Here is a 21,194-nt window from a genome sequence, read left to right as displayed (position 1 = left end):
CATGACACACACCTTGCGCACCCTCGCCCCGGCCGACGAGGCAGCCGTGCACGCGCTATGGGCGATCTGCTTCGACGCCCCGCACCTCCCGGCGCTGCACGCCCTGGACCCCGACCGCCACCGCCGGACCTTCGTGGCCGCGCGCGGTGACACGGTCGACGCCGTCGTCTGCTACGTGCCGCGGCAGCTCCGCGATGCCCACGGCCGGGTCGAACGAGTGGGCGGTATCGGCAATGTCGCCACCCGCCCCGAGGCACGGGGCCAGGGCCTGGTTCGCCGACTGCTCACCATTGCCGCCGAGGCCATGACCGCCGAGTCCTGCGCATGGTCCCTGCTGTTCACGTCCACTCCCGGGGTCTACGAGCGCTCGGGCTGGACCGGCTTCCGCACCTCCTGGGTTGAGGGCCCGCTCACCACTGTCGGCCCACCCGAACCCCGCTTCCGCATCCGTGCGGCCACCCCGGCCGACGCCCCGCGGCTGGCAGAACTGCACGCCGGATTCAACGCCGCACGCCCACTCACCGCGGTGCGGACGGCCAACGACTGGATCCACCGTGTGCCGGCCTGGTACGGCCCCGACGCCGAATGGCTGATCGCCGAGGACAACGGGGGGACGGCGGTCGGCTACACCGTGGCCCAGCACAGCGGCGAGGCCGTCGAGGTCCGCGAGTGCGCGGTGGCGGAAGCCGCACCGGCGGCCCTCGGTGAGTTGCTCGCTGCGGTGGCCCGCCGGGCCCGTGCGGCGGGCGCCGCAATCGGCCGGGCCCACCTCCCCGAGGACCCGGCCGTCCGCGCTGCCCTGCCCCGGCTTCTCGCCCCGGATCAGGCCCGGGAGCGGACGCAGACGGTGGGTATGGCCCGCCCGCTCCTTGCCCCGCGAGAGGCGATACGCGTCACGCTGCAGGCCACGGGAGCAATCCACTGGCATGGCGACTCGTTCTGAGCCGACAGTCCCAGGGCCCGATGTGTGTTTGCCTGCTGTCCATTCAGCAGGGCACGTCACCGGGCCCTCGGCCGGAACCGGGCGCACTTCGACCTGAGCCCCGTGAATTCGGTGCCTGTTTTCAATCCTGGGTTTTGAGTGGCTTTGTGCCCCAAGGGCTGTCCCGTCATCCGTGGTGGATCAGCGTGCGGCGTCGGACGTGGCGCATCGCAAGGCGGAGGGGCGCCCGCATACGGGACGCATGCGGGCGTTCCGACAACGCGGCGAAGTGCCCCATCTGTCGTCGCGCGCCCGCCAGGGATGACAGGACAGCCCTTAGCACTCCAGTCGACTTCGTGATCTTCAGAAGCTTGCGATCAGCGCCGTGGCGTGGCTGATCGGGACGGTGTGCGCAACCCAGGCGGAGCCGCCGAAGAGGTGGAGGAGAAAAGACATCGGTTCTGGCAGGTAGTTGGGCACGCCGCCGCGCAGGACGAGGCCGCTCCGGAGGTGGGTGCTGGGGGCGGTGGCCAGGACGCTTCCCGCGAAAGCGGCGGTGATGGGGCGGTGTACGTGGCCCGCCAGGACTCTCGCGACGTTGTCGTGCCGACAGAGCACGGCGGCCAAGTCCTCGCCGTTGTCCAGGCACATCCCGTCGAGGAACGGGATGCCGGCCGCTACGGGCGGGTGATGTGGGCAAAGGAGAAATGCGCGCGGCGGGATCAGCTCGACCTGCCACCACTCCGGCTCCGGCGGCCGGCTACCAGAGCCACGCGGTGGAGTGCCGCATCCGGGACAGGACGCGCGCAACACGGCGCGCGGCCGCGTTGGCCGCACCCTGCAGATGAGGTGTCGCGTGCGGGCTGCCATCATGCTGACCGGGGACGGACCTTGGCGTTGGGGGCCGCGTGAAGTGAGAAGAGTGTGACGCGAATGCTCGGGATCCGAACCGATGCGCTGGACACGGCCGGGGGAGTGTTCATGACGGTCTTGGCACTGGGCTGTACGTGGTTGGGCGGGCTGGCTGTGCTCCGGCCGCACCGACCGCCGCAGCCGATCGGGGGTCCTGCGTGGGTGGCCCGCGCCTGGGGTCTCGGCTATGTACTGCTGGGCATCGGTATGGCTGCCAAGATGACGACCATGCTGGTCGGCAAGGAGCCGGCCTGGCCGATGGCCGTGCTCCATTGGGCTGCCGGACCGCTCCTGCTCTTTTCGGTGGCCGCCGCAGGCGTGTCCCAGCGGCGGGCACGCCGTCGGGCCGGTGGTGCCGTCGGCGGACAGCACAGACGGCACAAGTGAAGCGGCCCGTTTCCTGGATCGAGGCAGCACTCGTGAGCGCCGCCTGCTGGACGGTCAGCGGACTGGGTTACGGGGTGCTCGCCGCCCTCGAAGAGCCGCAGTTGTCCCCAGCCCCCCTGATCGGCATGGGCCTGGCCCAATGGTTCTTTGCGTATCACCGCTGCTGGCGGGCAGCTGTTGGGGCGTGCCTCGCCGGGTTTGTCGTGCTGTTCTGGCTCGTGGACATTCTGCGGCCGGACCTGGGCCGGTACGTGGCGGATGCCCTGGCCACGGGAGCCGCGTCGACGGTCGCACTGACCGTCTTCGCCCTGGTCGATCGCGCAAGTGGACGCCACCATGACGCAGCAGGCCGGCCCCGCTGACTCGGCTGCAAAGCCACCAGCTCGACTTCTCGGAGAACGGTTCGTGAGCTGATATCCGTTTCTGGGTGAGGTTGGAGCAAGGCTGCTGGTCGTCGGCCTGGTCGGCTACTGCTCCCTGGCGAAGCCGTCGGCTTCGGCTTTGGCGAGGACGTTTACCCGGGCGTCGGCAGCGGGAAGTTCTGCTGCCTCGCGACCGTCACCGATCTGTATTCACGACGTCAGGCCGGACGGGCGATTGCCGACCACATCCGCGCATGGCTCGTCACCGACGCCCTGGCGGCCGCTATCCGGACCCGCGGCAGCCTCGCCGGAGCGGTGATCCACACCGATCACGGGGCCCAGTACACGAGTCGGGCCTCCGCTGACGCCTGCCGCCGGGCCGGAGGGTTGATGCCCTTGGGGAAGCTTCATCCAGGGCTGCCTCGCCAGCGGGGCAGCCCGAGCCTGCGTTCCTGGCGGGCCGCCAGTCGACGCGGGAGCGACCAAGATCACCGACGGCGTCGAGCTCAGGCGAATGGCAACGGATGCATGTCGGAGACCAGTGCGACATCGGCGCTGATTCGCCCGGCTGCGGCGCGCAGGGCGGGCAGGACGGTCCTGAGGGCCTCGTCGGCGGTGGTGCGGCCGGCATGGAGGGAGACGTTGGCCGCGGCGATCACCTGCCCATCGCGTCCCAGGAGCGGTACGGCGATCGAGCGCAGGCCCTCCTCCAGCTCCTGGTCCACCAGCGCGAAGCCGTCGTGTGCTGTCTGCTCCAGGACGGCGGTGAGGCGGTCCGCGCTGGTGGTGGTGTGGTCGGTGAACGACTCGAGGTGGGCATTGCGCAGCCATTGGGCGCGGCGCTCGTTCGGGAGTCCGGCGAGCAGCACCCGGCCGAGAGAGGTCGCGTGCGCGGGGAAGCGAGTACCGACCGTGATCGCTACGCTCATGATCCGCCCGGCCGCGACGCGGGCGATGTAGCGCACGTCGTCGCCATCCAGTACGGCGACCGAGGCGGACTCGTGCAACTCGCGGACCAGCGCGGTCAGGTGGGGCTGCGCCAACTCCGCCAGCGAGAGCGCGGACAGGGGCGAGTATCCGAGGTCGAGCACCCGGGGCAGCGGGGCGAACCGGCGGCCGTCCGCGTCGGTGGCCACGTAACCGAGGTGCTGCAGTGTCAGCAGTGCGCGCCGGGCTGTGGCGCGGGGCAGGGCGGTGGTCTCGGCCACCGCGGAGAGCGTCATTCCGGCCGGGCGGTCGAGAACGGCCAGCACGGACAGCCCTCGGGCCAGTGACTGCAGGTACTCCGGCCCCAACTCCCTCTTGGCGTCCAGAGAGTGATCCCGGTCCGGAGCCTGAGCCGGTGGCCTGGCGCCGATTTCGGTGAGGGCGCGGCTCATCTGCTCGGCTGTGTTCCGCATCCGGTCCAGGGCGAAGTCGCGCAGCCCTTCCGCCGAATGGCGGCTGGTGTGGCTGACGACGCTCAACGCGCAGACCATATGCCCCTCCTGGTCATGCACGGGGACGGCGACGGCGACGAGGCCGGGTTCGATCCGCTGGTCGTCGAGCGCCCAGCCGTTCTCGCGCGTCTCGGCCGCGCGGGCGCGCAGCTCCGCCTCGGTCGGCCGGGCCCACCGCGGCCGGGGGGGCGGCACGGCCGGGAAGCCTGCGTCGTGCGGGTCGGCCTGGACCCGGGCATGCCACTGCGCGTACTGCTCGGCGTCCCAGTCGGCGGCGAAGAGTTCGCCGGGGGCGCAGCGTTCGGCCGGCAGCGCGTCGCCGACGCGGAAGGAGACGGAAAGCGTGCGTCTGCGGTTGCTCTGCACGACGAAGCGCACCGCGTGGCTGTCGGGGACGGCCAGTGAGACGGACTCGTCCAGCTCGTCGGCGAGCGCTTCGGTCAGTGGCCCGAGCGCCTCGGGGATGCCGCTGCTGTGCAGATAGGCGAGGCCGAGCTCCATCAGCCGGGGTGCGAGCACCAGTTCCCGGTCGTCCTCGCGCAGGTATCCGAGCCGGAGCAGGGTGGTCGCGATCCGGTCGACGGTGGACCGGGCCAGGCCGGTCAGGGTGACCAGTTCGCTGGGCCGCAACCGTGCCCGGGGGGTCTGGGCGAGCGCGCGCAGGACGGCGAGTCCGCGTTCGAGCGGCCCGACGGACGAGTCGGCGGTGGTCGGTGGCATGGGTCCCTCCTCAACTCCGCACCGTACCTCCGTTCGGTGGCCTTCAGACGCGCCGATCGGGGACGGGGTCTTGACAGGCGCAATGGCTGGATCGACACTCACTGCACCGGAGAAGATGAAGAATAGTTCATCAGGCGAACATGCCGCGTGTGGGCGGGCCGGGGCAGGGTTGACAAAGACAAGGGCGAAGACATGGACAAGGTGGTGCGATCGGCCGGCGATGCTGTGGCCGACATCGGTCACGGCTCCTCGCTGGCTGTAGGCGGTTTCGGGCTGAGCGGGGTCCCGGACGTGCTCATCCAGGCCCTGCACCAGCAGGGCACCGGGGGCCTGAGCGTGGTCTCCAACAACTGCGGCGTGGACGGCGGCGGGCTGGGCATCCTGCTCGCGGCCGGCCGGATCGTCCGGGCCACCGGCTCGTACGTGGGTGAGAACAAGGAGTTCGCCCGCCGCTACCTCTCCGGTGAGCTGGAGCTGGAGCTCACTCCGCAGGGCACGCTGGCCGAGCGGTTGCGGGCGGGCGGCGCGGGCATCCCCGCCTTTTTCACCCCCGCCGGCGTCGGCACTCTGGTCGCCGAGGGCGGGCTGCCGTGGCGCTACCACGCGGACGGCAGCGTCGCGGTGGCCTCGCCCGCCAAGGAGATACGCGAGTACGACGGCCGCAGTTACGTCCTGGAGCGCGGCATCACGACCGACTTCGCGCTGGTGCGCGCCGCGAAGGGCGACCGCCACGGCAACCTCGTCTTCGGCAAGGCCTCGCGCAACTTCAACCCGCTCGCCGCGATGGCGGGCCGGATCACGATCGCCGAGGTGGAGGAGCTGGTCGAGCCCGGCGCGATCGACCCGGACGAGGTGCATCTGCCCGGGGTGTTCGTGCAGCGGGTGGTGAGGCTGACGCCGCAGCAGGCCGCGGCCAAGGGGATCGAGAAGAAGACCGTGAGCGAGATGGGGGCGACGGCCCGATGAGCTGGACCCGCGACGAGATGGCCGCCCGAGCCGCCCGTGAACTGCCCGACGGCGCCTACGTCAACCTCGGTATAGGCCTGCCGACGCTGATCCCGAACCACCTGCCCGAGGGCATCGACGTAGTGCTGCAGTCCGAGAACGGCATCCTCGGCGTCGGCCCCTACCCGACCGAGGACCGGGTCGACCCCGACCTGATCAACGCGGGCAAGGAGACCGTCACCGTCGTCCCCGGCGCGGCTTTCTTCGACTCCGCCCTGTCCTTCGGCATGATCCGCGGGGGCCACATCGATGTCGCCGTGCTGGGCGCAATGCAGGTCTCCGCCTGTGGGGACCTGGCGAACTGGGCCGTCCCCGGCAAGATGATCAAGGGCATGGGCGGCGCGATGGACCTGGTCCACGGCGCCCGCAAGGTCATCGTCGTGATGGAGCACACCGCCAAGGACGGCAGCGCGAAGATCGTCGTCGACTGCACCCTGCCGCTGACCGGCCGCCGCTGCGTCAACCGCATCATCACCGACCTCGGCGTCCTCGACGTCACCGAGGACGGGCTGCGCCTGGCCGAGCTCGCCCCGGGCGTCACGGCCGACAAGCTGCAAGAACGCACTGCCGCCGAGGTACTGCGCCCGAAGGAGTACTGAGCATGTCCGAGCGGATCAGTGACGTCTACGTGGTCGACGCCGTGCGCACCCCGTTCGGCAAGTACGCCGGGGCCCTGTCGGGCATCCGCCCCGACGACCTGGCCGCCCGCGTGGTCGCGGCACTGCTGGCACGCACCCCGCAGCTGGACCCCACCCGGATCGGCGATGTCGTGCTCGGCAACGCCAACGGCGCGGGCGAGGAGAACCGCAACGTCGCCCGGATGGCCGTGCTGCTGGCCGGACTGCCCGTCAGCGTACCCGGCGTGACCGTCAACCGGCTCTGCGGCTCGGGCCTGGAGGCGGTGATCCAGGCGGTCCGCGCCATCCGCGTCGGCGACGCGGACATCGTCGTCGCCGGCGGAGTGGAGTCCATGAGCCGAGCCCCCTGGGTGTTGCCCAAGCCTGAGCGCGGCTTCCCCGCCGGGCACCAGGAACTCCACTCGACCACGCTCGGCTGGCGGATGGTCAACCGGCTCATGCCGGCCGAGTGGACCGTACCGCTGGGCGAGAGCGCCGAGCTGATCGCCGCCAAGCACCTGATCAGCCGCGAGGAGCAGGACCTCTTCGCACTCGCCAGCCACGAGAAGGCGTCGCGCGCATGGCGGGACGGCCTGCTCGACGCCGAGATCGTCCCGGTCGACGGGGTGGACCTGCCGCGCGACGAGTGCGTCCGCGAGGGTGGCACGCCAGAGTCGATGGCGCGCCTGAAGCCGGCCTTCCTCCCCGACGGCACGGTGACTGCCGGCAACGCCTCCCCGCTCAACGACGGCGCCGCAGCACTGCTCCTGGTCGGCGAGCACGCGCTGGCCGAACTCGGCCGCGAACCACTGGCACGGATCCGCGCGGGCGCGGTCAGCGCGATCGAGCCCCAGTGGTTCGGCCTCGGACCGGTCGCGGCCGGCCGCCGCGCCCTGGAGCGGGCCGGGCTCGACTTCGACGACCTGCTCACCGTGGAGCTGAACGAGGCGTTCGCCGCCCAGGCCCTGGGCTGCCTCGCGGAACTGCCCGAGCTGGACCCGGCCAAGGTCAACCCGCGCGGCGGCGCGATCGCTGTCGGCCACCCCCTCGGAGCCTCCGGCGCCCGCCTCGTCGGCTCCGTCGCCCACCAGCTCGCCGCCCACGGTGCGGGCACCGGGCTCGCCACGCTGTGCATCGGCGTCGGGCAGGGCCTCGCCCTCGTACTTGAGCGCTGAACCGTAGAAAGGACAAGGAGATGAGCGAACTCATCGAGCAGGGCGTGATCGATGCCGAGATGGCGGCGATCCGACCGGACGGCGATGTCCACCCGTCCCGTTCCTACGCCCCCTACCGCAGCACGCTGCTGCGCCACCCCACCCAGCCGCTGGTCGTGGTCGGGGACCCGGAGGCGGTCGAGCTGACCGGCCCGGTCTTCGGACACACCGACGTGACCGCGCTGGACAGCGATCTGACCCGCCGGCACTCCGGCGAGCCGCTGGGCGAGCGCATCACCGTCACCGGCCGGGTACTCGACCGCGACGGGCGCCCCGTGCGCGGCCAACTCATCGAGATCTGGCAGGCCAACGCCTCCGGTCGCTACGCCCACCAACGCGACCAGCACCCGGCGCCGCTCGACCCCAACTTCACCGGCATCGGACGCTGCCTGACGGACGACCGGGGCAGCTACACGTTCACCACCATCAAGCCGGGCGCGTACCCGTGGCGCAACCACCGCAACGCCTGGCGTCCGGCACACATCCACTTCTCGCTCTTCGGCACCGCGTTCACCCAGCGCCTGATCACCCAGATGTACTTCCCGGGCGATCCGCTCTTCCCCTATGACCCGATCTACCAGTCCGTCACCGACCCGGCGGCCCGCGAGCGGCTGGTCGCCGCATACGTCCACGATCTGTCCCGGCACGAATGGTCGCTCGGCTACCGCTTCGACATCGTCCTCGACGGCCCCGGGGCCACCTGGACCGAGCAGCAGGAGGATGAGGCCAGGTGAGCAGCCAGGTGACCGCGAAGGACATCACGCCCTCTCAGACCGTGGGGCCCTTCTTCGGGTACGCACTGCCCTTCGCGGGCGGCGGGGACGTCGCACCGGTCGGTGACCCGCGTGCCGTGACCCTGCACGGACGCGTGCTGGACGGCGAGGGACGGCCTGTCCCCGACGCGCTGCTGGAGTTCTGGCAGGCGAGCCCGGAGGGTTCACGGGCCGGTGCGCCGGGCTCGATGCGCCGCGACCCCGTCACCGGTGCGGTCCTCGGCCGTCATGGGGTGGACTTCACCGGCTTCGGCCGCGTCGCCGTGGACGCCGACGGCCACTACACGCTGCGCACGCTGCCGCCACCCGCCGACGCTCCCTATCTCGGCGTCGTGGTCTTCGCCCGTGGCCTGCTGCACCATCTGCACACCCGCGCCTACCTGCCGGGCCACGAGGACGACTCGCTGCTCCGAGGTCTCCCGGCCGACCGGCGCGCGACGCTGCTGGCCGTGCGGGAACGCGACGGTGTCCACCGCTTCGACATCCGGCTGCAAGGAGACCCAGGAAAGGAGACGGTCTTCCTTGAGTTCCGCTGACATGCCCGCCGATGTCGGCCTGTTGGCGCCCGGCCGGGCGGGTTCGCCGGTCGAGGCCGCGACCGGCGACCACGGCTTCCTCCAGGCCATGCTCGACGCCGAGGCGGCATTGACGCGGGCGCAGGCCGAACTCGGCCTCGCGCCCGCCGGGGCGGCCGACGCCGTCACCGCGGCCGCGCGCGCCGAGCGCTTCGACGCCCGCTCGCTCGCGCTGCGGGCCAGGGACGGGGGCAATCCGGTGATCCCGCTGGTCGCGGACCTCACCGCGGCCGTCCCGGACGCCGCCGACCACGTCCACAGAGGCACGACCAGCCAGGACATCCTCGACTCCGCACTGATGCTGGTGGCCGCCCGTGCCCGGCGGCTGATCCTGGCCGACCTGGACCGTGCCGCCGCGACGCTGGCCGGGCTCGCCGTCGCGCACCGTGACACGCCGATGCCCGGCCGCACGCTCACCCAGCACGCCGTACCGACCACCTTCGGGCTGAAGGCGGCCGGCTGGCGACACCTGATCCTGGATGCCAGGGACCGGCTCGCCGGCGTCCTGCTGCCCGCCCAACTGGGCGGCGCCGCGGGCACGCTGGCCGCCTTCGGGGAACAGGCGCTGCCGCTCTCCGCCCGGTACGCGCGGCAGCTGGGGCTCGCCGAGCCGCTGCTGCCGTGGCACGTGCTGCGCATGCCCGTCGCGGACCTGGGCGCGGCGCTGGCCCTGGTCGGCGGCGCGCTCGGCAAGATCGCCGCCGATGTGCTGGTGCTCTCCCGCACGGAGATCGCCGAGGTGGCGGAAGGCAGCGGTGGCGGCTCGTCGGCCATGCCGCACAAGTCCAACCCGGTCCGGGCCACGCTCATCGCCTCCGCCGCGCGCCGCCTGCCGCAGCTCGCGGCGGTGCTCTTCGGTTCCATGGCCGCCGAGGACGAACGCCCGGCCGGTGCCTGGCACGCCGAGTGGGAAACCCTGCGCGAAGCCCTGCGGCTGGTCGGCGGAGCGGCGCATGGCGCCGCCCGGATGGCCTCCGAGCTGCAGGTGGCCGGCTACCGGATGCGCGCCCACCTCGAACTGACGGAGGGGCTGATCGTCTCCGAGCGCCTCGTCGCCGCCTTCGAACCGCTGGTCGGCCGGACCGAGGCACGCAGCCTGCTCACCCGTGCCTCCCGGTCCGCCGCAACCGCGGGCCTGGGCCTGGACGAAGCACTGGAGGAGGATCCGGCGCTCGCCGGCCTGCTCGCCCCGGAGCGGCTGCGGGATCTGCTCGACCCGACCGGCTACCTCGGCGCCGCCACGCCGCTCACCGACCGAGCCCTGCGCCGCGGCCCGGCCCACCACCACGACTACTCAGAGGACCTGCCATGACGTCACCGAAGACGTCGACCACACTGCTCCACCACCGCGTCGACGGGTGCGACGACGCTCCCCCGCTGCTTCTCGGCCCGTCCCTGGGCACCTCCCTGAGGCTGTGGGACGCACTCGTCCCGGCACTGTCGCGGCGATACCGGGTGATCCGCTGGGACCTCCCTGGCCACGGCGGTACGCCCGCTGCCGTGCTGCCGGACCTCGAACCCGGGCACACCACCGTCGCCGACCTCGGCGCGCTGGTGCTCGCCCTCGCCGACGCGCTCGGCGTCGACCGGTTCGCCTGCGCGGGGGTCTCGCTCGGCGGTGCGATCGGCACCTGGCTGGCCGTCCACCATCCCGAGCGGGTGGCATCGCTGACGGTCGTCTGCTCCGCGGCCCGCTTCGGCGAGCCGACGGCCTGGCAGGCGCGGGCCGCGCTGGTGCGCACGGAGGGGCTGGGCCGGCTTGCCGCCGACGCGCCCGCCCGCTGGTTCACCCCGGCCTTCGCCGGGACACCGACCGCCGCCGCCCTGGTCGAGGACCAGAAGGCCTGCGACCGGGACGGCTACGCCGCCTGCTGCGACGCCCTGGCCGGATTCGACCTGCGCGCCGAACTGCGGGGGATCAGCGCACCCGCACTGGTCGTGGGCGGACGCGAGGATCTCGCCACCCCGCCGGTCAACGCCCGAGAGCTCGCCGACGGCATTCCTGGTGCGGCCCTGGTGGAGATCCCCGGGGCCGCGCACCTCGCCCCCGCCGAGCAGCCGCAGCGCATGCTCGCCGCGCTGCTCGCCCACCTCGACCCGGCCCCGGACACGGCCGGAGTGACACGCGAGGAGACCCACACCGCCGGTATGGGGGTGCGCCGCGCCGTCCTCGGCGACGCACACGTGGACCGCGCAGTGGCCGGCACCACGGCGTTCACCAAGCCTTTCCAGGATCTGATCACCCGCTACGCCTGGGGCGAGATCTGGACCCGCCCGGGGCTGGACCGGCGCACCCGCAGCTGCATCACCCTCACCGCCCTGGTCGCCCTCGGCCACCACGAGGAACTGGCGATGCACGTCCGCGCGGCCCGTACCAACGGCCTGTCCGCGGCGGAGATCGGAGAGGTACTGATGCAGGCCGCGATCTACTGCGGCGTCCCCGCGGCCAACTCGGCCTTCGCCGTCGCCAACGGTGTACTCGAAGAACTCGAAGGAGGGCTCCGCCCATGAGCCGAACCACCCCCGCCCGCACGGCTGTCGGCACCGCCGCCGGCCCCGCGGGCCCGCCGACCGGCCGGACCCGAGCGGCCTCGGCCACAGCGACTTCCGCTGGACGGAAGTCAGCCGTGGCCGGGGCGGACAGGAGCACCGAACAATGAGCCGTATGTCATCCTCGCGCATCCACTCCCGCACCCGGGTCGGCATCGTCGGTGCCGGTCCCGCCGGGCTCATGCTCTCCCACCTGCTCGCGCGGGCCGGAATCGACTCCGTCGCGATCGACCTGCGCAGCCGCGAGGAGATCGAGCGGACCCACCGAGCCGGGATCCTCGAACAGGACTCCGTAAACCTGCTGGTCGACACCGGTGTCTCGGACCGTGTGCACCGTGACGGCTACCAGCACGACGGCATCGAGATGGCCTTCGGCGGCGGCAGCCACCGGATCGACTTCCGCGGCCTGGTCGGCGCCTCGACGTACCTCTATCCCCAGCAGGACGTCTTCGCCGACCTCGCCGACGCCCGCGCCCGCGACGGCGGCGACGTGCGCTTCGGCGTCACCGACGTCTCGGTCGACGACCTCCTCTCGGCGCCGGTCATGCGGTTCACCGACGCAGGCGGGGCCGCTCACGAGGTCCGCGCCGAGTTCCTGGTCGGTGCCGACGGCTCGCGGAGCCTGTGCCGCCGGATGGTGCCGGAGGCCGAACGGCGCCAGTACTTCCGCGAGTACCCCTTCGCCTGGTTCGGCATCCTCACCGAGGCACCGCCGAGCGCGCCGGAGCTCATCTACAACCACTCACCCCGCGGCTTCGCGCTGATCAGCCAGCGCACCGAGACGCTGCAGCGCATGTACTTCCAGTGCGATTCCGCGGAGGACGCGGACGCCTGGTCCGACGACCGGATCTGGGCGGAGCTGCAGGCGCGCCTGGGCGCCAACGGCCACGTGCTCAAGGAGGGGCCGATCACCTCGCGGACCGTGCTTCCGTTCCGCAGCTTCGTCCAGGAACCGATGCACTACGGCCGCCTCGTCCTCGCCGGCGACGCCGCGCACACGGTCCCGCCGACCGGCGCCAAGGGGCTCAATCTCGCGCTCGCCGATGTCCGGGTGCTGGCCGACGAGCTGGAGCGGGCGCTGACCACCGACGACCCGGCCCCGCTGACGAGCTACAGCGAGCGGGCGCTGCACCGGGTGTGGAAGGCCCAGCACTTCTCCTACTGGATGACGACGATGCTGCACACACTGCCGGACGCGCCCCCCTTCGACGTGCGGCGCCAGGAGGGCGAGCTGGCCTCGGTGACCGGATCGGCCGCGGGGTCGGCGTACCTCGCCGAGGCCTACACCGGCTGGCCCGGAGGGCGTTGAACATGGCTCTGCCCCGCCTGCACCCGATCACCAACCAGCTCGGCGAGGACGTCACGGGCCATCTGCCCGACGCCGCCGGCGTCCCCGGCACGGCCGGCTGGCGGACGCAGGACGACGCCGTGTGGCGGCTGGCCGTCGATCACCTGCACGTACGCGGCAACGACGGTCACACCGCCTACTCCTACGGCCTCGCCCGCGCCCTGTGCGACCTGCACCCCGAGGCGGACCGCGACGTCGTGCTGCCCGCGATCATCCTCCATGACACCGGCTGGTCGCGGGTGCCGGAGGAGGAGGTGCTGGAGGCGATCCGGCCCGGGGGCGGGCGGCCCGACCTGATCCTGCGGCACGAGAAGGAGGGTGCCGCCATCGCCGCGGCCGTCCTCGCCCGTCTCGGCCACGACCCGGTCCGGACCGCGGAGATCGTCGAGATCGTCGACGGTCACGACTCACGCCCCGCCGCCCTGTCGCTCAACGACTCGCTGGTCAAGGACGCCGACAAGCTGTGGCGGCTCACACCGCACGGCGTCGACACGATCATGGACTGGTTCGGGCTCACCCGGGAACAGGCGCTGGTCCTGATCGGCAGCCGGGTCCACGACCACCTGTTCACCGAAACGGCCCGCGCCATGGCCCGCGCCCTGGCCGCCGTCGCGGGGATCGACAGCACTCCCCAGCGGGTCGCGCTGGGCTGACGGTGCGGGGCCGACGTCCGCGGGCCGACCGTGCAAGGAGGTCTCGCGCAGACAGGTGTCGTCGCACGCGACAATGTCATCGTCGTGGCGTCATCGCCGCGACCGAGAAGGAGGGTGCCGTGCGCGGTGACGGCCGTACCGTGACTACCAAGGTGTTCGCGCTGCTCGGCGCCTTCGAGGGCGGCCGGCGCGCACTGTCGCTGAGCGAGCTGGCCCAGTACGCCGACGTGCCGCTGCCCACCGCCCATCGGCTCGTCGGGGAACTCGTCGAGTGGGGCGCCCTCGAACGGGACGACCGCGGCCGCTACATCGTCGGCCTGCGCCTGTGGGGGGTCGCCCAGAACGCCGGCCGCCACCTGCGCGACACCGCCCGTCCCCACCTCCAGGATCTGTTCTCACTCACCCACGAAACCGCGCACCTCGCCGTCCGCGACGGGGACGAGGCGCTCTACATCGACCGGATCTACGGCTCGACCCGCGTTCCGCGGGCCTCGCGCGTCGGCGGCCGGCTGCCGCTGCACGCCACGGCGGTCGGCAAGGTACTGCTGGCCTACGAGGAGGAGTGGGTTCGCGAGGCATATCTCGCGCACCGCCTGGAGGCCCCGACCCGGCACACGCACGTCAACCCGGGCCGGCTCATGGCTGAGTTGCAGACGGTGCGCGACGAGGGCTACGCCACCACCCAGGAAGAGGTCCGCGAGGGCTCCTGCTCGATCGCAGTACCGGTCCGCCTGGAGCCGCATCCTGCCGCGATCGGCCTGGTGATGCTGTCGAACCAGGGTGCCGCCATGACCCGCCACCTGCCGACCCTGCGGGGCGTCGCGCAGCGCATCGAGACCGCCGCGGCGCGACCGCAGCCTGCCCCCATCCTGCGGCCTCGCCGCGCCAACCGGCAACCCCACTGATCCGGGGCACAGCCGCTTCCGTCCAACGGAAGCTGCGTCTGGACGGCCTCTGTGGCCGAAGACACCATGAAGCGGTCGTCACACGACCGAAACACACCTCAGGAGGCGGAATGGCGTCGACTCACAGCCCGGCCGGGACTGCACCGGCGTGTCCGGTCCACCACGGCTACGAACCATTCGAACAAGACGACCCGTTCCCGTCGTACGCGGCCCTGCGGGCGCAGGAACCGGTGATGTTCGACGAGCGGGTCGGCTACTGGGTCGTGAGCCGTTACGACGACATCAAGGCCGTCTTCGAGGACTGGGAGACCTTCTCCTCCGAGAACGCCCAGGCCCCGGTACGCGAGCGGGGACCGCAGGCCCGGCAGATCATGGAGGACGGCGGCTTCACCGCCTACTCCGGCCTCTCCGCCCGGGTCCCCCCGGAGCACACCCGGATCCGCAAGGTGGCCGCGAAGGCGTTCACGCCGCGCCGGTTCAAGGTCCTCGAACCCCGGATCCGCGCCAACGTGGTGCGACTGCTCGAGACGATGCTGGCCCGGCCGGAGCGCCGCGGTGACCTGCTCCGGGACCTCGCCTACGACGTCCCCACGATCACCATCCTCACCCTGATCGGCGCGGACGTCGGCATGATCGACACCTTCAAGCGCTGGTCGGACTCGCGCGCGGCGATGACCTGGGGCGACCTGACCGACGAGGAACAGGTGCCGCACGCCCGCAACCTGGTCGAGTACTGGGCCGAGTGCCGGCGCCTGGTCGCCGAGGCGCACGAGACCGCACCGGACAGCCTGGTCGGCGACATGGTCCGGATGCAGGCCGAGGGCGACCCGATCAGCGACCACGAGATCGCCTCGGTCTGCTACTCGCTGCTCTTCGCCGGCCATGAGACGACCACCACCCTGATCTCCAACGCGCTGCGTGTGCTGCTCTCCCACCCCGAGCAGTGGCGGGCCGTGGTCGACGACCCGGCGCGTATCCCGGCCGCCGTCGACGAGGTGCTGCGCTACAGCCCGTCCATCGTCGGCTGGCGACGGCGGGCACTGCGCGACACCGAGATCGGCGGCGTGGCAATCCCGAAGGGCTCCGACATCCTGCTCCTCATGGGCTCCGCCAACCGCGACGCGTCCCGGTTCGAGGACGGCGAGTCCTTCGACATCGGCCGTCCCAACGCCCGCGAGCACCTGTCGTTCGGCTACGGGATCCACTACTGCCTGGGCAACATGCTCGCCAAGCTGCAGGCGAAGATCGCGCTGGAGGAGGTCGCGCGCCTCGCACCGGCTCTGCGCCTCGCCGACGGGGCGGACATCCGCTTCGGCCGCAACCTCTCCTTCCGCGCTCCTGCCGCAGTTCCCGTCATCTGGGAGGACTGACCCGTGAGTGACTTCATCGTCTTTTTCGACAGCGGGCACGAGCCCTCGCTCGAACTGCTCGGCGGCAAGTGCGCCTCACTGGTCTCGATGACCTCGGCGGGGATGCCGGTGCCGCCCGGCTTCGCGGTGACCACCGCCACCTTCGACCGCTTCGTCGACGGCAGCGGGCTGCGCGACGAGATCCACGCCCGCCTCGCCGAGATCGACCCCGACGACGTCGAGTGCGTCGACCGGATCTCGGCGCGGATCCGGGACGCGATCGAGTCGCGCGAAGTGCCCGGGGACATGCACGGCGTCCTGGGCGAAGCCTACGAGCAGCTGATGTCACGGTTCGACGCAGGGGTGCCGGTCGCGGTCCGCTCGTCCGCCACCGCCGAGGACCTGCCCGACGCCAGCTTCGCCGGCCAGCAGGACACGTACTTGTGGCTCACCGGCTACGAGGCGGTCAGCGAGCACGTCCGACGTTGCTGGGCCTCGCTCTACACCAGCCGCGCCATCACCTACCGTCTGCGCAAGGGAATTCCCGAGGACGACCTGTCGATGGCGGTCGCGGTGCAGAAGATGGTGAACGCCCGCACCGCCGGTGTCGCGATGACCCTGGACCCCTCGAACGGCGACCGCTCCAAGATCGTCGTGGACGCCTCCTGGGGGGTCGGCGAGATGGTCGTCTCGGGACAGGTGACCCCTGACAACATCCTGCTCGACAAGATCATGCTCACCGTGGTCCGCGAGCACATCGGCGACAAGCACGCCGAGCTGGTGCCGGACCTGCGGCCCGGCCGGCTGGTCGAGCGGGAGGTCGAGCCGGAGCGCCGCGCGGTCCGCTGCCTGTCCGACGCCGAGCTGCGCGCGGTCGCGGTCATGGCCAAGCGGGCCGAGAAGCACTACGGCACCCCGCAGGACATCGAGTGGGCCATCGACGCCGATCTGCCCGACGGGGAGAACCTGCTGCTGCTGCAGTCCCGTCCGGAGACGGTTCACTCCAGTCACCCGACCACCACGCCCTCGGCCGCCACGCCATCGATCCCGGCGATCTCGCTCCCCGCGTCCGCGACCGCCACGGCGCCGGCCCTCGCGCCGACGCCCGCCGCGGCAGCGACGCCGACGGCGTCGCTGCCCACCGACCCGACCTCCACGATCACGCGCACACCCGGCTTCTCCATGGCCGGGATCACCTCCTCCCTCATCGGCCGCTGAGCCGCTCCCGCAAAGGATCCGAGCGTGACCATCGAACAGACCATGAAGTCCTTCCCGAAGCCATCCGAGATAGAGGTGCCCGAGGGAGCCGAGGGCTGGGAGCAGCTCTACCCCTACAACCTCGTCTTCGACAACGCGCCGGGCGGTGACGACAAGTTCTGGTTCTGCGACAGCCAGCACTGGCCCACCGTGTTCAAGCCGTTCGAGACCATCGGTGGCGAATTCGCGGTCAAGTGCCTCGGGCAGTACAACACCAGGCACCTGCTCATCCCGCCGGCCAACGGAATCGAGTTCAAGATCCACATGGGGTATCTCTACATGAGCCCTGTGGCCGTGCCGCCGGAGGAGATCCCGGCCCGGGTACCGGAGTTCGAACGCCGCGCCGGCCACTACTTCCAGAACTGGGACAGCCTGCTGGATGCCTGGCACGCCAAGGTCCGCGCCACCATCGACGAGATGGAGGAGCTGCGCTTCGAGGCGCTGCCCGCGATGGTGCCGTTCGACGACATCGTCTCCGGCAAGGCGATGGACGGCTCCCAGACACTGATGGAGAACTACGACCGCCTGATCGCGCTGCTCTACCGCAACTGGCAGTACCACTTCGAGTTCCTGAACCTCGGATACCTCGCCTACCTCGACTTCTTCGGCTTCTGCAAGGAAGCCTTCCCGGGCATCCCCGACCAGGCCATCGCCAAGATGGTGCAGGGCGTCGACATGGAACTGTTCCGGCCCGACGACGAGCTCAAGCGGCTCGCGGTCATGGCCGTCCAGTCGGGGCTCCAGCCGGCCTTCGAGAACCCCGACGACGTCGAGGGCACCCTGCGGGCGGTCCGCGAGGCGGGCGGCGAGGAGTGGGCCGCGGCCTACCGGGCGGCCCAGGACCCGTGGTTCAACTTCACCATCGGCAACGGCTTCTACGGCCACGACAAGTACTGGCTGGAGCACCAGGAGATACCACTCGGCTACATCAAGGACTACATCCGCCGCATCGACGAGGGCCAGGACATCATGCGCCCGGTCGAGAAGCTGGCCGCCGAGAAGGAACGGATCGTCGAGGAGTACCGCGACGCGCTCCAGGACGAGCTGCGCGAGCAGTTCGACGCCAAGCGCGGGCTCGCGGCCACCGCCTACCCGTACGTGGAGAACCACAACTTCTACATCGAGCACTGGACGATGGGCGTGTTCTGGCGCAAGGTGCGCGAGCTGGCCCGGGTCTTCGTCGGGGCCGGTTTCTGGGCCGACCCCGCCGACATGCTCTACCTCAACCGCAACGAGGTCCGCGACGCGATCTTCGACCTGGTCACCGGCTGGGCGGTCGGTGCCGAGTCGACCGGCCCGCACTACTGGCCGGCCGAGATCGAGCGGCGTCGCCGGATCATCGACGCGCTGTCCACCCGGCGCCCGCAGCCCGCGCTCAACACGCCGCCGGCGCAGATCACCGAGCCGTTCACGATGATGCTCTACGGCATCACCACCGAGCAGGTGCAGCAGTGGCTCGACGGCGACAAGGGCGCAGCCGACGGGGCGATCACCGGCATGGCCGCGTCCCCCGGCGTGGTCGAGGGCATCGCCCGCGTGATCACCTCCGCCGACCAGCTGGGCGAGGTCCAGGAGGGCGAGATCCTCGTCGCCACGATCACCGCGCCGTCCTGGGGACCGATCTTCGGCAGGATCAGGGCGACCGTCACCGACATCGGCGGCATGATGAGCCACGCAGCGATCGTCTGCCGCGAGTACGGCCTGCCCGCCGTGACGGGCACCGGTTCGGCGTCCGCCACGATCCGCACCGGACAGCGCCTGCGCGTCGACGGCAACGCCGGACGCGTCGAGATCCTGGAGAGCTGAACACCATGACGCTCCCCACACACCAGCGGCCCGCCCGCACCGTCCTGGTGACCGGTGCGGCGGGCGGTCTGGGCCGCGCCTTCGCCCTCGGCTTCGCCGGCCGCGGCTACCGGGTCGCGGCCTGCGACCTCGACCCGGACGGGGCCGAGGAGACCGCGCGCCTGGTCGAGGCCCAAGGCGCCGACGCCTGGCACGGCCGGGTCGACGTCACCGACCCGGCGAGCACCGTGGCGGCCGCCGCCCGGGTCGCGGAGTTCGGCGGCGGGGCGATCGATGTCCTGGTCAACAACGCCGCCGTCTACGGCACCGTCACCCGGTCCCCGCTGGAGCAGATCGACCCGGCGGAGTGGGACCTGGTGATGGCGGTCAACCTCAAGGGCCCCTGGCTGATGACCCGGGCGGTGAGCCCGCACCTGCCCGACGGCGGACGGGTCGTCAACCTCTCCTCGGCCACGGTCTACAGCGGTTCGGAGAACTGGGCACACTACGTCGCCTCCAAGGGCGGCGTGATCGCCCTGACCCGGGTGATGGCCAAGGAGCTCGGGCGGCGCTCGATCACCGTCAACGCGATCGCGCCGGGCTTCACCCTCACCGAGGCGAGCCGCGGCCTGATCGAGGATGCCGAGTCCTACGGCGTCGACCGCGGCGCGCTGCGGCGGGCCAGCCGGCCGGAGGACATCGTCGGCGCCGCGCTCTACCTCGCCGGCCCCGACAGCGCCTTCGTCACCGGGCAGACCCTGGTCGTCGACGGCGGCCGCCAGTTCATCTGACCCCGACAACCAGGAGGAAAAGCCATGCCGAAGGTCACCTACACCGACCCCGCCGGGGACTGCCGCACCATGGACGCCAACGTCGGCGACTCAGTCATGGAGACCGCCGTCCGCAACGGTGTTCCCGGCATCGTCGCGGAGTGCGGCGGCTCACTGTCGTGTGCGACCTGCCACGTCTACGTCGAAGAGGCCGATCTCGCCTCGCTGCCACCGATGGGTGAGATGGAGGACGAGATGCTCTGGGGCACCGCGGAGGACCGGCGCCCGAACTCCCGCCTGTCCTGCCAGCTCAAGGTGGCCGACGGCATGGACCTGCGGGTGACCACCCCCGCCACCCAGGTGTGAGGGGTCATGACCGACGGACTGCTCATCATCGGCTCCTCGCAGGCCGGCGTCTCCCTGGCGACGTCACTGCGCGCGCTCGGCCACGAGGAACCGATCACGCTGCTCGGTGACGAGAACCATCGCCCCTACCAGCGACCCGCCCTGTCCAAGGAGTGGCTGCAGGGCGAGATCACCAGTGAGTCGCTCATGTTCCGCACCCAGGACTACTGGGCCGAGCACCGCATCGACGTGGTGAAGAACGAGCGGATCATCCGGATCGACAAGCGCGACAACGGCTCGGGCACGGCCCACTCCATGTCCGGAGCCCAGTTCGCCTTCGACCGCCTCGCCCTCGCCGTCGGCGCGCGGCCGCGCAGGCTGCTGCTCGACGGCGTGGACCTGCCCGGCGTGCTCTACCTGCGCAACGCCGACGACGCCCTGGAACTGAAAGCCCGGGTGCCGGATGTACGCGACGTGGTCGTGATCGGCGGCGGCTTCATCGGCATCGAGGCCGCCGCGTCGCTGAACAAGATGGGACGCACAGTCACCTTGCTGGAGGCGGCACCGCGGCTGGTCGCGCGCGCCGTAGGCGAGGAGACCTCGGCGTATCTGCTCGGCCACCACCGCGCCGCCGGTATCGACATCGTGCTGGGCGCCACCGTCCGCCGGATCGTTCCGCGCGGCGACCGGGTCGGTGGCGTGGAGCTCGCGGACGGCCGCGTCGTGCCCGCCGACCTGGTCCTGGTCGGCGTCGGTGTGATCCCCAACACCGAGTTGGCCGAGTCGATCGGCCTGGTCTGCGACAACGGGGTCCGCGTCGACGCCTCCGCGCGCGCCTCCGACGGCGTCACCGTGGCGGTCGGCGACTGCGCGAACCTGCCCAACCCGGTGCCCGGCGCGCCCGAGGGCGACCGCGTCCGGTTCGAGAGCGTCAACAACGCAGTCGAACAGGCCAAGGTGGCGGCGTACGCGATCACCGGCCGCCAGGAGGAATACGCCGGCATTCCGTGGTTCTGGTCCAACCAGGGCGAGCTCAAGCTCCAGATCGCCGGGCTGTCCACCGGCCACGACCGCACCCTGGTCCGCGCCGACGCCGAGCGCGGCAGGCACAGCGTGCTGCACTACCGCGGCGACCGCGTCATCGCCGCGGACTGCGTCAACCACCCGATGGACTTCCTGGCGGTCCGCAACGCCCTCACCAAGGGCCTGTCCATCCCGTTCGGGGCCGCCACCGACCCGTCCGTGCCACTCAAATCCGTGACCGTCCAGCCGGCCGCTCCGGTCGATGCCGACTGAGGAGAGGCTC

General features: G+C 71.5%; 21 protein-coding genes and 1 pseudogene. 20 read left to right on the top strand and 2 right to left on the bottom strand.

Features of this window, described 5'->3' with window-relative positions; genetic code table 11:
• Position 1: 1 nt before the first annotated feature.
• Positions 2-943, top strand: coding sequence for a GNAT family N-acetyltransferase (locus tag ACFC79_RS34550; protein ID WP_376248731.1), 942 nt, complete (start codon positions 2-4; stop codon positions 941-943).
• Between the two features lie 342 nt (positions 944-1,285).
• On the opposite strand, the gene ACFC79_RS34545 is transcribed toward ACFC79_RS34550, so the two are convergent.
• Entirely contained in the window at positions 1,286-1,573 is a 288-nt protein-coding gene (locus tag ACFC79_RS34545; protein ID WP_376248728.1) for a hypothetical protein, read from the bottom strand.
• A gap of 330 nt (positions 1,574-1,903) precedes the next feature.
• On the opposite strand from ACFC79_RS34545, the gene ACFC79_RS34540 reads away from it, so the two are divergent.
• From ACFC79_RS34540 to ACFC79_RS34530, 3 genes and pseudogenes are all read left to right on the top strand, one after another.
• On the top strand, positions 1,904-2,221 hold the full coding sequence (locus ACFC79_RS34540; protein ID WP_376248726.1) for a hypothetical protein: 318 nt from the start codon (positions 1,904-1,906) through the stop codon (positions 2,219-2,221).
• Complete coding sequence (locus ACFC79_RS34535; protein ID WP_376248724.1) at positions 2,218-2,583, top strand: hypothetical protein; 366 nt, start codon at positions 2,218-2,220, stop codon at positions 2,581-2,583. Before ACFC79_RS34540 ends, ACFC79_RS34535 begins: the two co-directional genes overlap by 4 nt.
• Positions 2,584-2,691: 108 nt before the next feature.
• Positions 2,692-2,955, top strand: a pseudogene (locus tag ACFC79_RS34530) (DDE-type integrase/transposase/recombinase); the annotation flags it as partial.
• Between the two features lie 134 nt (positions 2,956-3,089).
• Here the strand turns inward: ACFC79_RS34530 and ACFC79_RS34525 are convergent.
• Positions 3,090-4,742, bottom strand: a complete 1,653-nt coding sequence (locus ACFC79_RS34525; RefSeq protein WP_376248721.1) for an IclR family transcriptional regulator C-terminal domain-containing protein — start codon at positions 4,740-4,742, stop codon at positions 3,090-3,092.
• A 192-nt stretch (positions 4,743-4,934) separates the two neighbouring features.
• Here ACFC79_RS34525 and ACFC79_RS34520 point away from each other — a divergent pair, with 192 nt between their 5' ends.
• The 16 genes from ACFC79_RS34520 (at position 4,935) to ACFC79_RS34445 (ending at position 21,184) form a co-directional block, all read left to right on the top strand.
• A complete protein-coding gene (locus tag ACFC79_RS34520; protein WP_376248718.1) occupies positions 4,935-5,708 on the top strand; it encodes a CoA transferase subunit A in 774 nt (257 codons plus the stop codon).
• A complete protein-coding gene (locus ACFC79_RS34515; protein WP_376248715.1) occupies positions 5,705-6,346 on the top strand; it encodes a CoA transferase subunit B in 642 nt (213 codons plus the stop codon). Before ACFC79_RS34520 ends, ACFC79_RS34515 begins: the two co-directional genes overlap by 4 nt.
• A gap of 2 nt (positions 6,347-6,348) precedes the next feature.
• Positions 6,349-7,539 (top strand): thiolase family protein, encoded by a 1,191-nt coding sequence (locus tag ACFC79_RS34510; RefSeq protein WP_376248712.1) that lies wholly within the window; start codon positions 6,349-6,351, stop codon positions 7,537-7,539.
• 20 nt (positions 7,540-7,559) lie between these two features.
• Positions 7,560-8,312 carry a protocatechuate 3,4-dioxygenase subunit beta gene (gene pcaH, locus ACFC79_RS34505; protein ID WP_376248709.1) on the top strand — a complete coding sequence of 251 codons (753 nt, stop codon included), beginning with the start codon at positions 7,560-7,562 and terminating at the stop codon, positions 8,310-8,312.
• Positions 8,309-8,887: a protocatechuate 3,4-dioxygenase subunit alpha gene (pcaG, locus tag ACFC79_RS34500; RefSeq protein WP_376248706.1), complete on the top strand. Its 579-nt coding sequence runs from the start codon at positions 8,309-8,311 to the stop codon at positions 8,885-8,887. The genes pcaH and pcaG overlap by 4 nt, the downstream gene beginning before the upstream one ends.
• Positions 8,874-10,238 carry a 3-carboxy-cis,cis-muconate cycloisomerase gene (gene pcaB / locus ACFC79_RS34495; protein ID WP_376248703.1) on the top strand — a complete coding sequence of 455 codons (1,365 nt, stop codon included), beginning with the start codon at positions 8,874-8,876 and terminating at the stop codon, positions 10,236-10,238. The genes pcaG and pcaB overlap by 14 nt, the downstream gene beginning before the upstream one ends.
• Positions 10,235-11,437 (top strand): 3-oxoadipate enol-lactonase, encoded by a 1,203-nt coding sequence (pcaD, locus tag ACFC79_RS34490; protein WP_376248701.1) that lies wholly within the window; start codon positions 10,235-10,237, stop codon positions 11,435-11,437. The genes pcaB and pcaD overlap by 4 nt, the downstream gene beginning before the upstream one ends.
• A 154-nt stretch (positions 11,438-11,591) precedes the next feature.
• Positions 11,592-12,785 carry a 4-hydroxybenzoate 3-monooxygenase gene (locus ACFC79_RS34485; protein ID WP_376248698.1) on the top strand — a complete coding sequence of 398 codons (1,194 nt, stop codon included), beginning with the start codon at positions 11,592-11,594 and terminating at the stop codon, positions 12,783-12,785.
• A 2-nt stretch (positions 12,786-12,787) separates the two neighbouring features.
• Positions 12,788-13,477 carry an HD domain-containing protein gene (locus ACFC79_RS34480; RefSeq protein WP_376248697.1) on the top strand — a complete coding sequence of 230 codons (690 nt, stop codon included), beginning with the start codon at positions 12,788-12,790 and terminating at the stop codon, positions 13,475-13,477.
• Between the two features lie 140 nt (positions 13,478-13,617).
• Positions 13,618-14,382, top strand: a complete 765-nt coding sequence (locus ACFC79_RS34475; RefSeq protein ID WP_376248694.1) for an IclR family transcriptional regulator — start codon at positions 13,618-13,620, stop codon at positions 14,380-14,382.
• 110 nt (positions 14,383-14,492) lie between these two features.
• Entirely contained in the window at positions 14,493-15,752 is a 1,260-nt protein-coding gene (locus ACFC79_RS34470) for a cytochrome P450 (RefSeq protein ID WP_376248691.1), read from the top strand.
• Positions 15,753-15,755: 3 nt separating this feature from the next.
• Entirely contained in the window at positions 15,756-16,949 is a 1,194-nt protein-coding gene (locus tag ACFC79_RS34465; RefSeq protein ID WP_376248688.1) for a PEP/pyruvate-binding domain-containing protein, read from the top strand.
• A 24-nt stretch (positions 16,950-16,973) separates the two neighbouring features.
• A complete protein-coding gene (locus ACFC79_RS34460; RefSeq protein WP_376248686.1) occupies positions 16,974-18,794 on the top strand; it encodes a PEP-utilizing enzyme in 1,821 nt (606 codons plus the stop codon).
• A gap of 5 nt (positions 18,795-18,799) precedes the next feature.
• The gene (locus tag ACFC79_RS34455) at positions 18,800-19,564 is read left to right on the top strand and encodes an SDR family NAD(P)-dependent oxidoreductase (protein ID WP_376248683.1); all 765 of its coding nucleotides are present in this window, start codon (positions 18,800-18,802) and stop codon (positions 19,562-19,564) included.
• A 24-nt stretch (positions 19,565-19,588) separates the two neighbouring features.
• Positions 19,589-19,909, top strand: coding sequence for a 2Fe-2S iron-sulfur cluster-binding protein (locus ACFC79_RS34450; protein WP_376248680.1), 321 nt, complete (start codon positions 19,589-19,591; stop codon positions 19,907-19,909).
• Between the two features lie 6 nt (positions 19,910-19,915).
• Complete coding sequence (locus ACFC79_RS34445) at positions 19,916-21,184, top strand: NAD(P)/FAD-dependent oxidoreductase (RefSeq protein WP_376248677.1); 1,269 nt, start codon at positions 19,916-19,918, stop codon at positions 21,182-21,184.
• The last annotated feature ends 10 nt before the right edge of the window (positions 21,185-21,194 follow it).

The organism is Streptomyces sp. NPDC056061, assembly GCF_042266885.1.
Classification (GTDB): Bacteria; Actinomycetota; Actinomycetes; order Streptomycetales; family Streptomycetaceae; genus Streptomyces.
Note: the sequence above shows the minus strand (reverse complement) of the source record. Positions and strands in the feature narration are given on the sequence as shown.

Coding starts and splice junctions, on each gene's coding strand:
- pcaH (WP_376248709.1), top strand. CDS start 7,560: ATGAGCGAACTCATCGAGCAGGGCGTGATCGATGCCGAGATGGCGGCG.
- ACFC79_RS34550 (WP_376248731.1), top strand. CDS start 2: ATGACACACACCTTGCGCACCCTCGCCCCGGCCGACGAGGCAGCCGTG.
- ACFC79_RS34485 (WP_376248698.1), top strand. CDS start 11,592: ATGTCATCCTCGCGCATCCACTCCCGCACCCGGGTCGGCATCGTCGGT.
- ACFC79_RS34450 (WP_376248680.1), top strand. CDS start 19,589: ATGCCGAAGGTCACCTACACCGACCCCGCCGGGGACTGCCGCACCATG.
- ACFC79_RS34520 (WP_376248718.1), top strand. CDS start 4,935: ATGGACAAGGTGGTGCGATCGGCCGGCGATGCTGTGGCCGACATCGGT.
- ACFC79_RS34525 (WP_376248721.1), bottom strand. CDS start 4,742: ATGCCACCGACCACCGCCGACTCGTCCGTCGGGCCGCTCGAACGCGGA.
- ACFC79_RS34515 (WP_376248715.1), top strand. CDS start 5,705: ATGAGCTGGACCCGCGACGAGATGGCCGCCCGAGCCGCCCGTGAACTG.
- ACFC79_RS34445 (WP_376248677.1), top strand. CDS start 19,916: ATGACCGACGGACTGCTCATCATCGGCTCCTCGCAGGCCGGCGTCTCC.
- ACFC79_RS34510 (WP_376248712.1), top strand. CDS start 6,349: ATGTCCGAGCGGATCAGTGACGTCTACGTGGTCGACGCCGTGCGCACC.
- ACFC79_RS34545 (WP_376248728.1), bottom strand. CDS start 1,573: ATGTGCCTGGACAACGGCGAGGACTTGGCCGCCGTGCTCTGTCGGCAC.
- ACFC79_RS34480 (WP_376248697.1), top strand. CDS start 12,788: ATGGCTCTGCCCCGCCTGCACCCGATCACCAACCAGCTCGGCGAGGAC.
- ACFC79_RS34455 (WP_376248683.1), top strand. CDS start 18,800: ATGACGCTCCCCACACACCAGCGGCCCGCCCGCACCGTCCTGGTGACC.
- pcaD (WP_376248701.1), top strand. CDS start 10,235: ATGACGTCACCGAAGACGTCGACCACACTGCTCCACCACCGCGTCGAC.
- ACFC79_RS34470 (WP_376248691.1), top strand. CDS start 14,493: ATGGCGTCGACTCACAGCCCGGCCGGGACTGCACCGGCGTGTCCGGTC.
- ACFC79_RS34540 (WP_376248726.1), top strand. CDS start 1,904: ATGACGGTCTTGGCACTGGGCTGTACGTGGTTGGGCGGGCTGGCTGTG.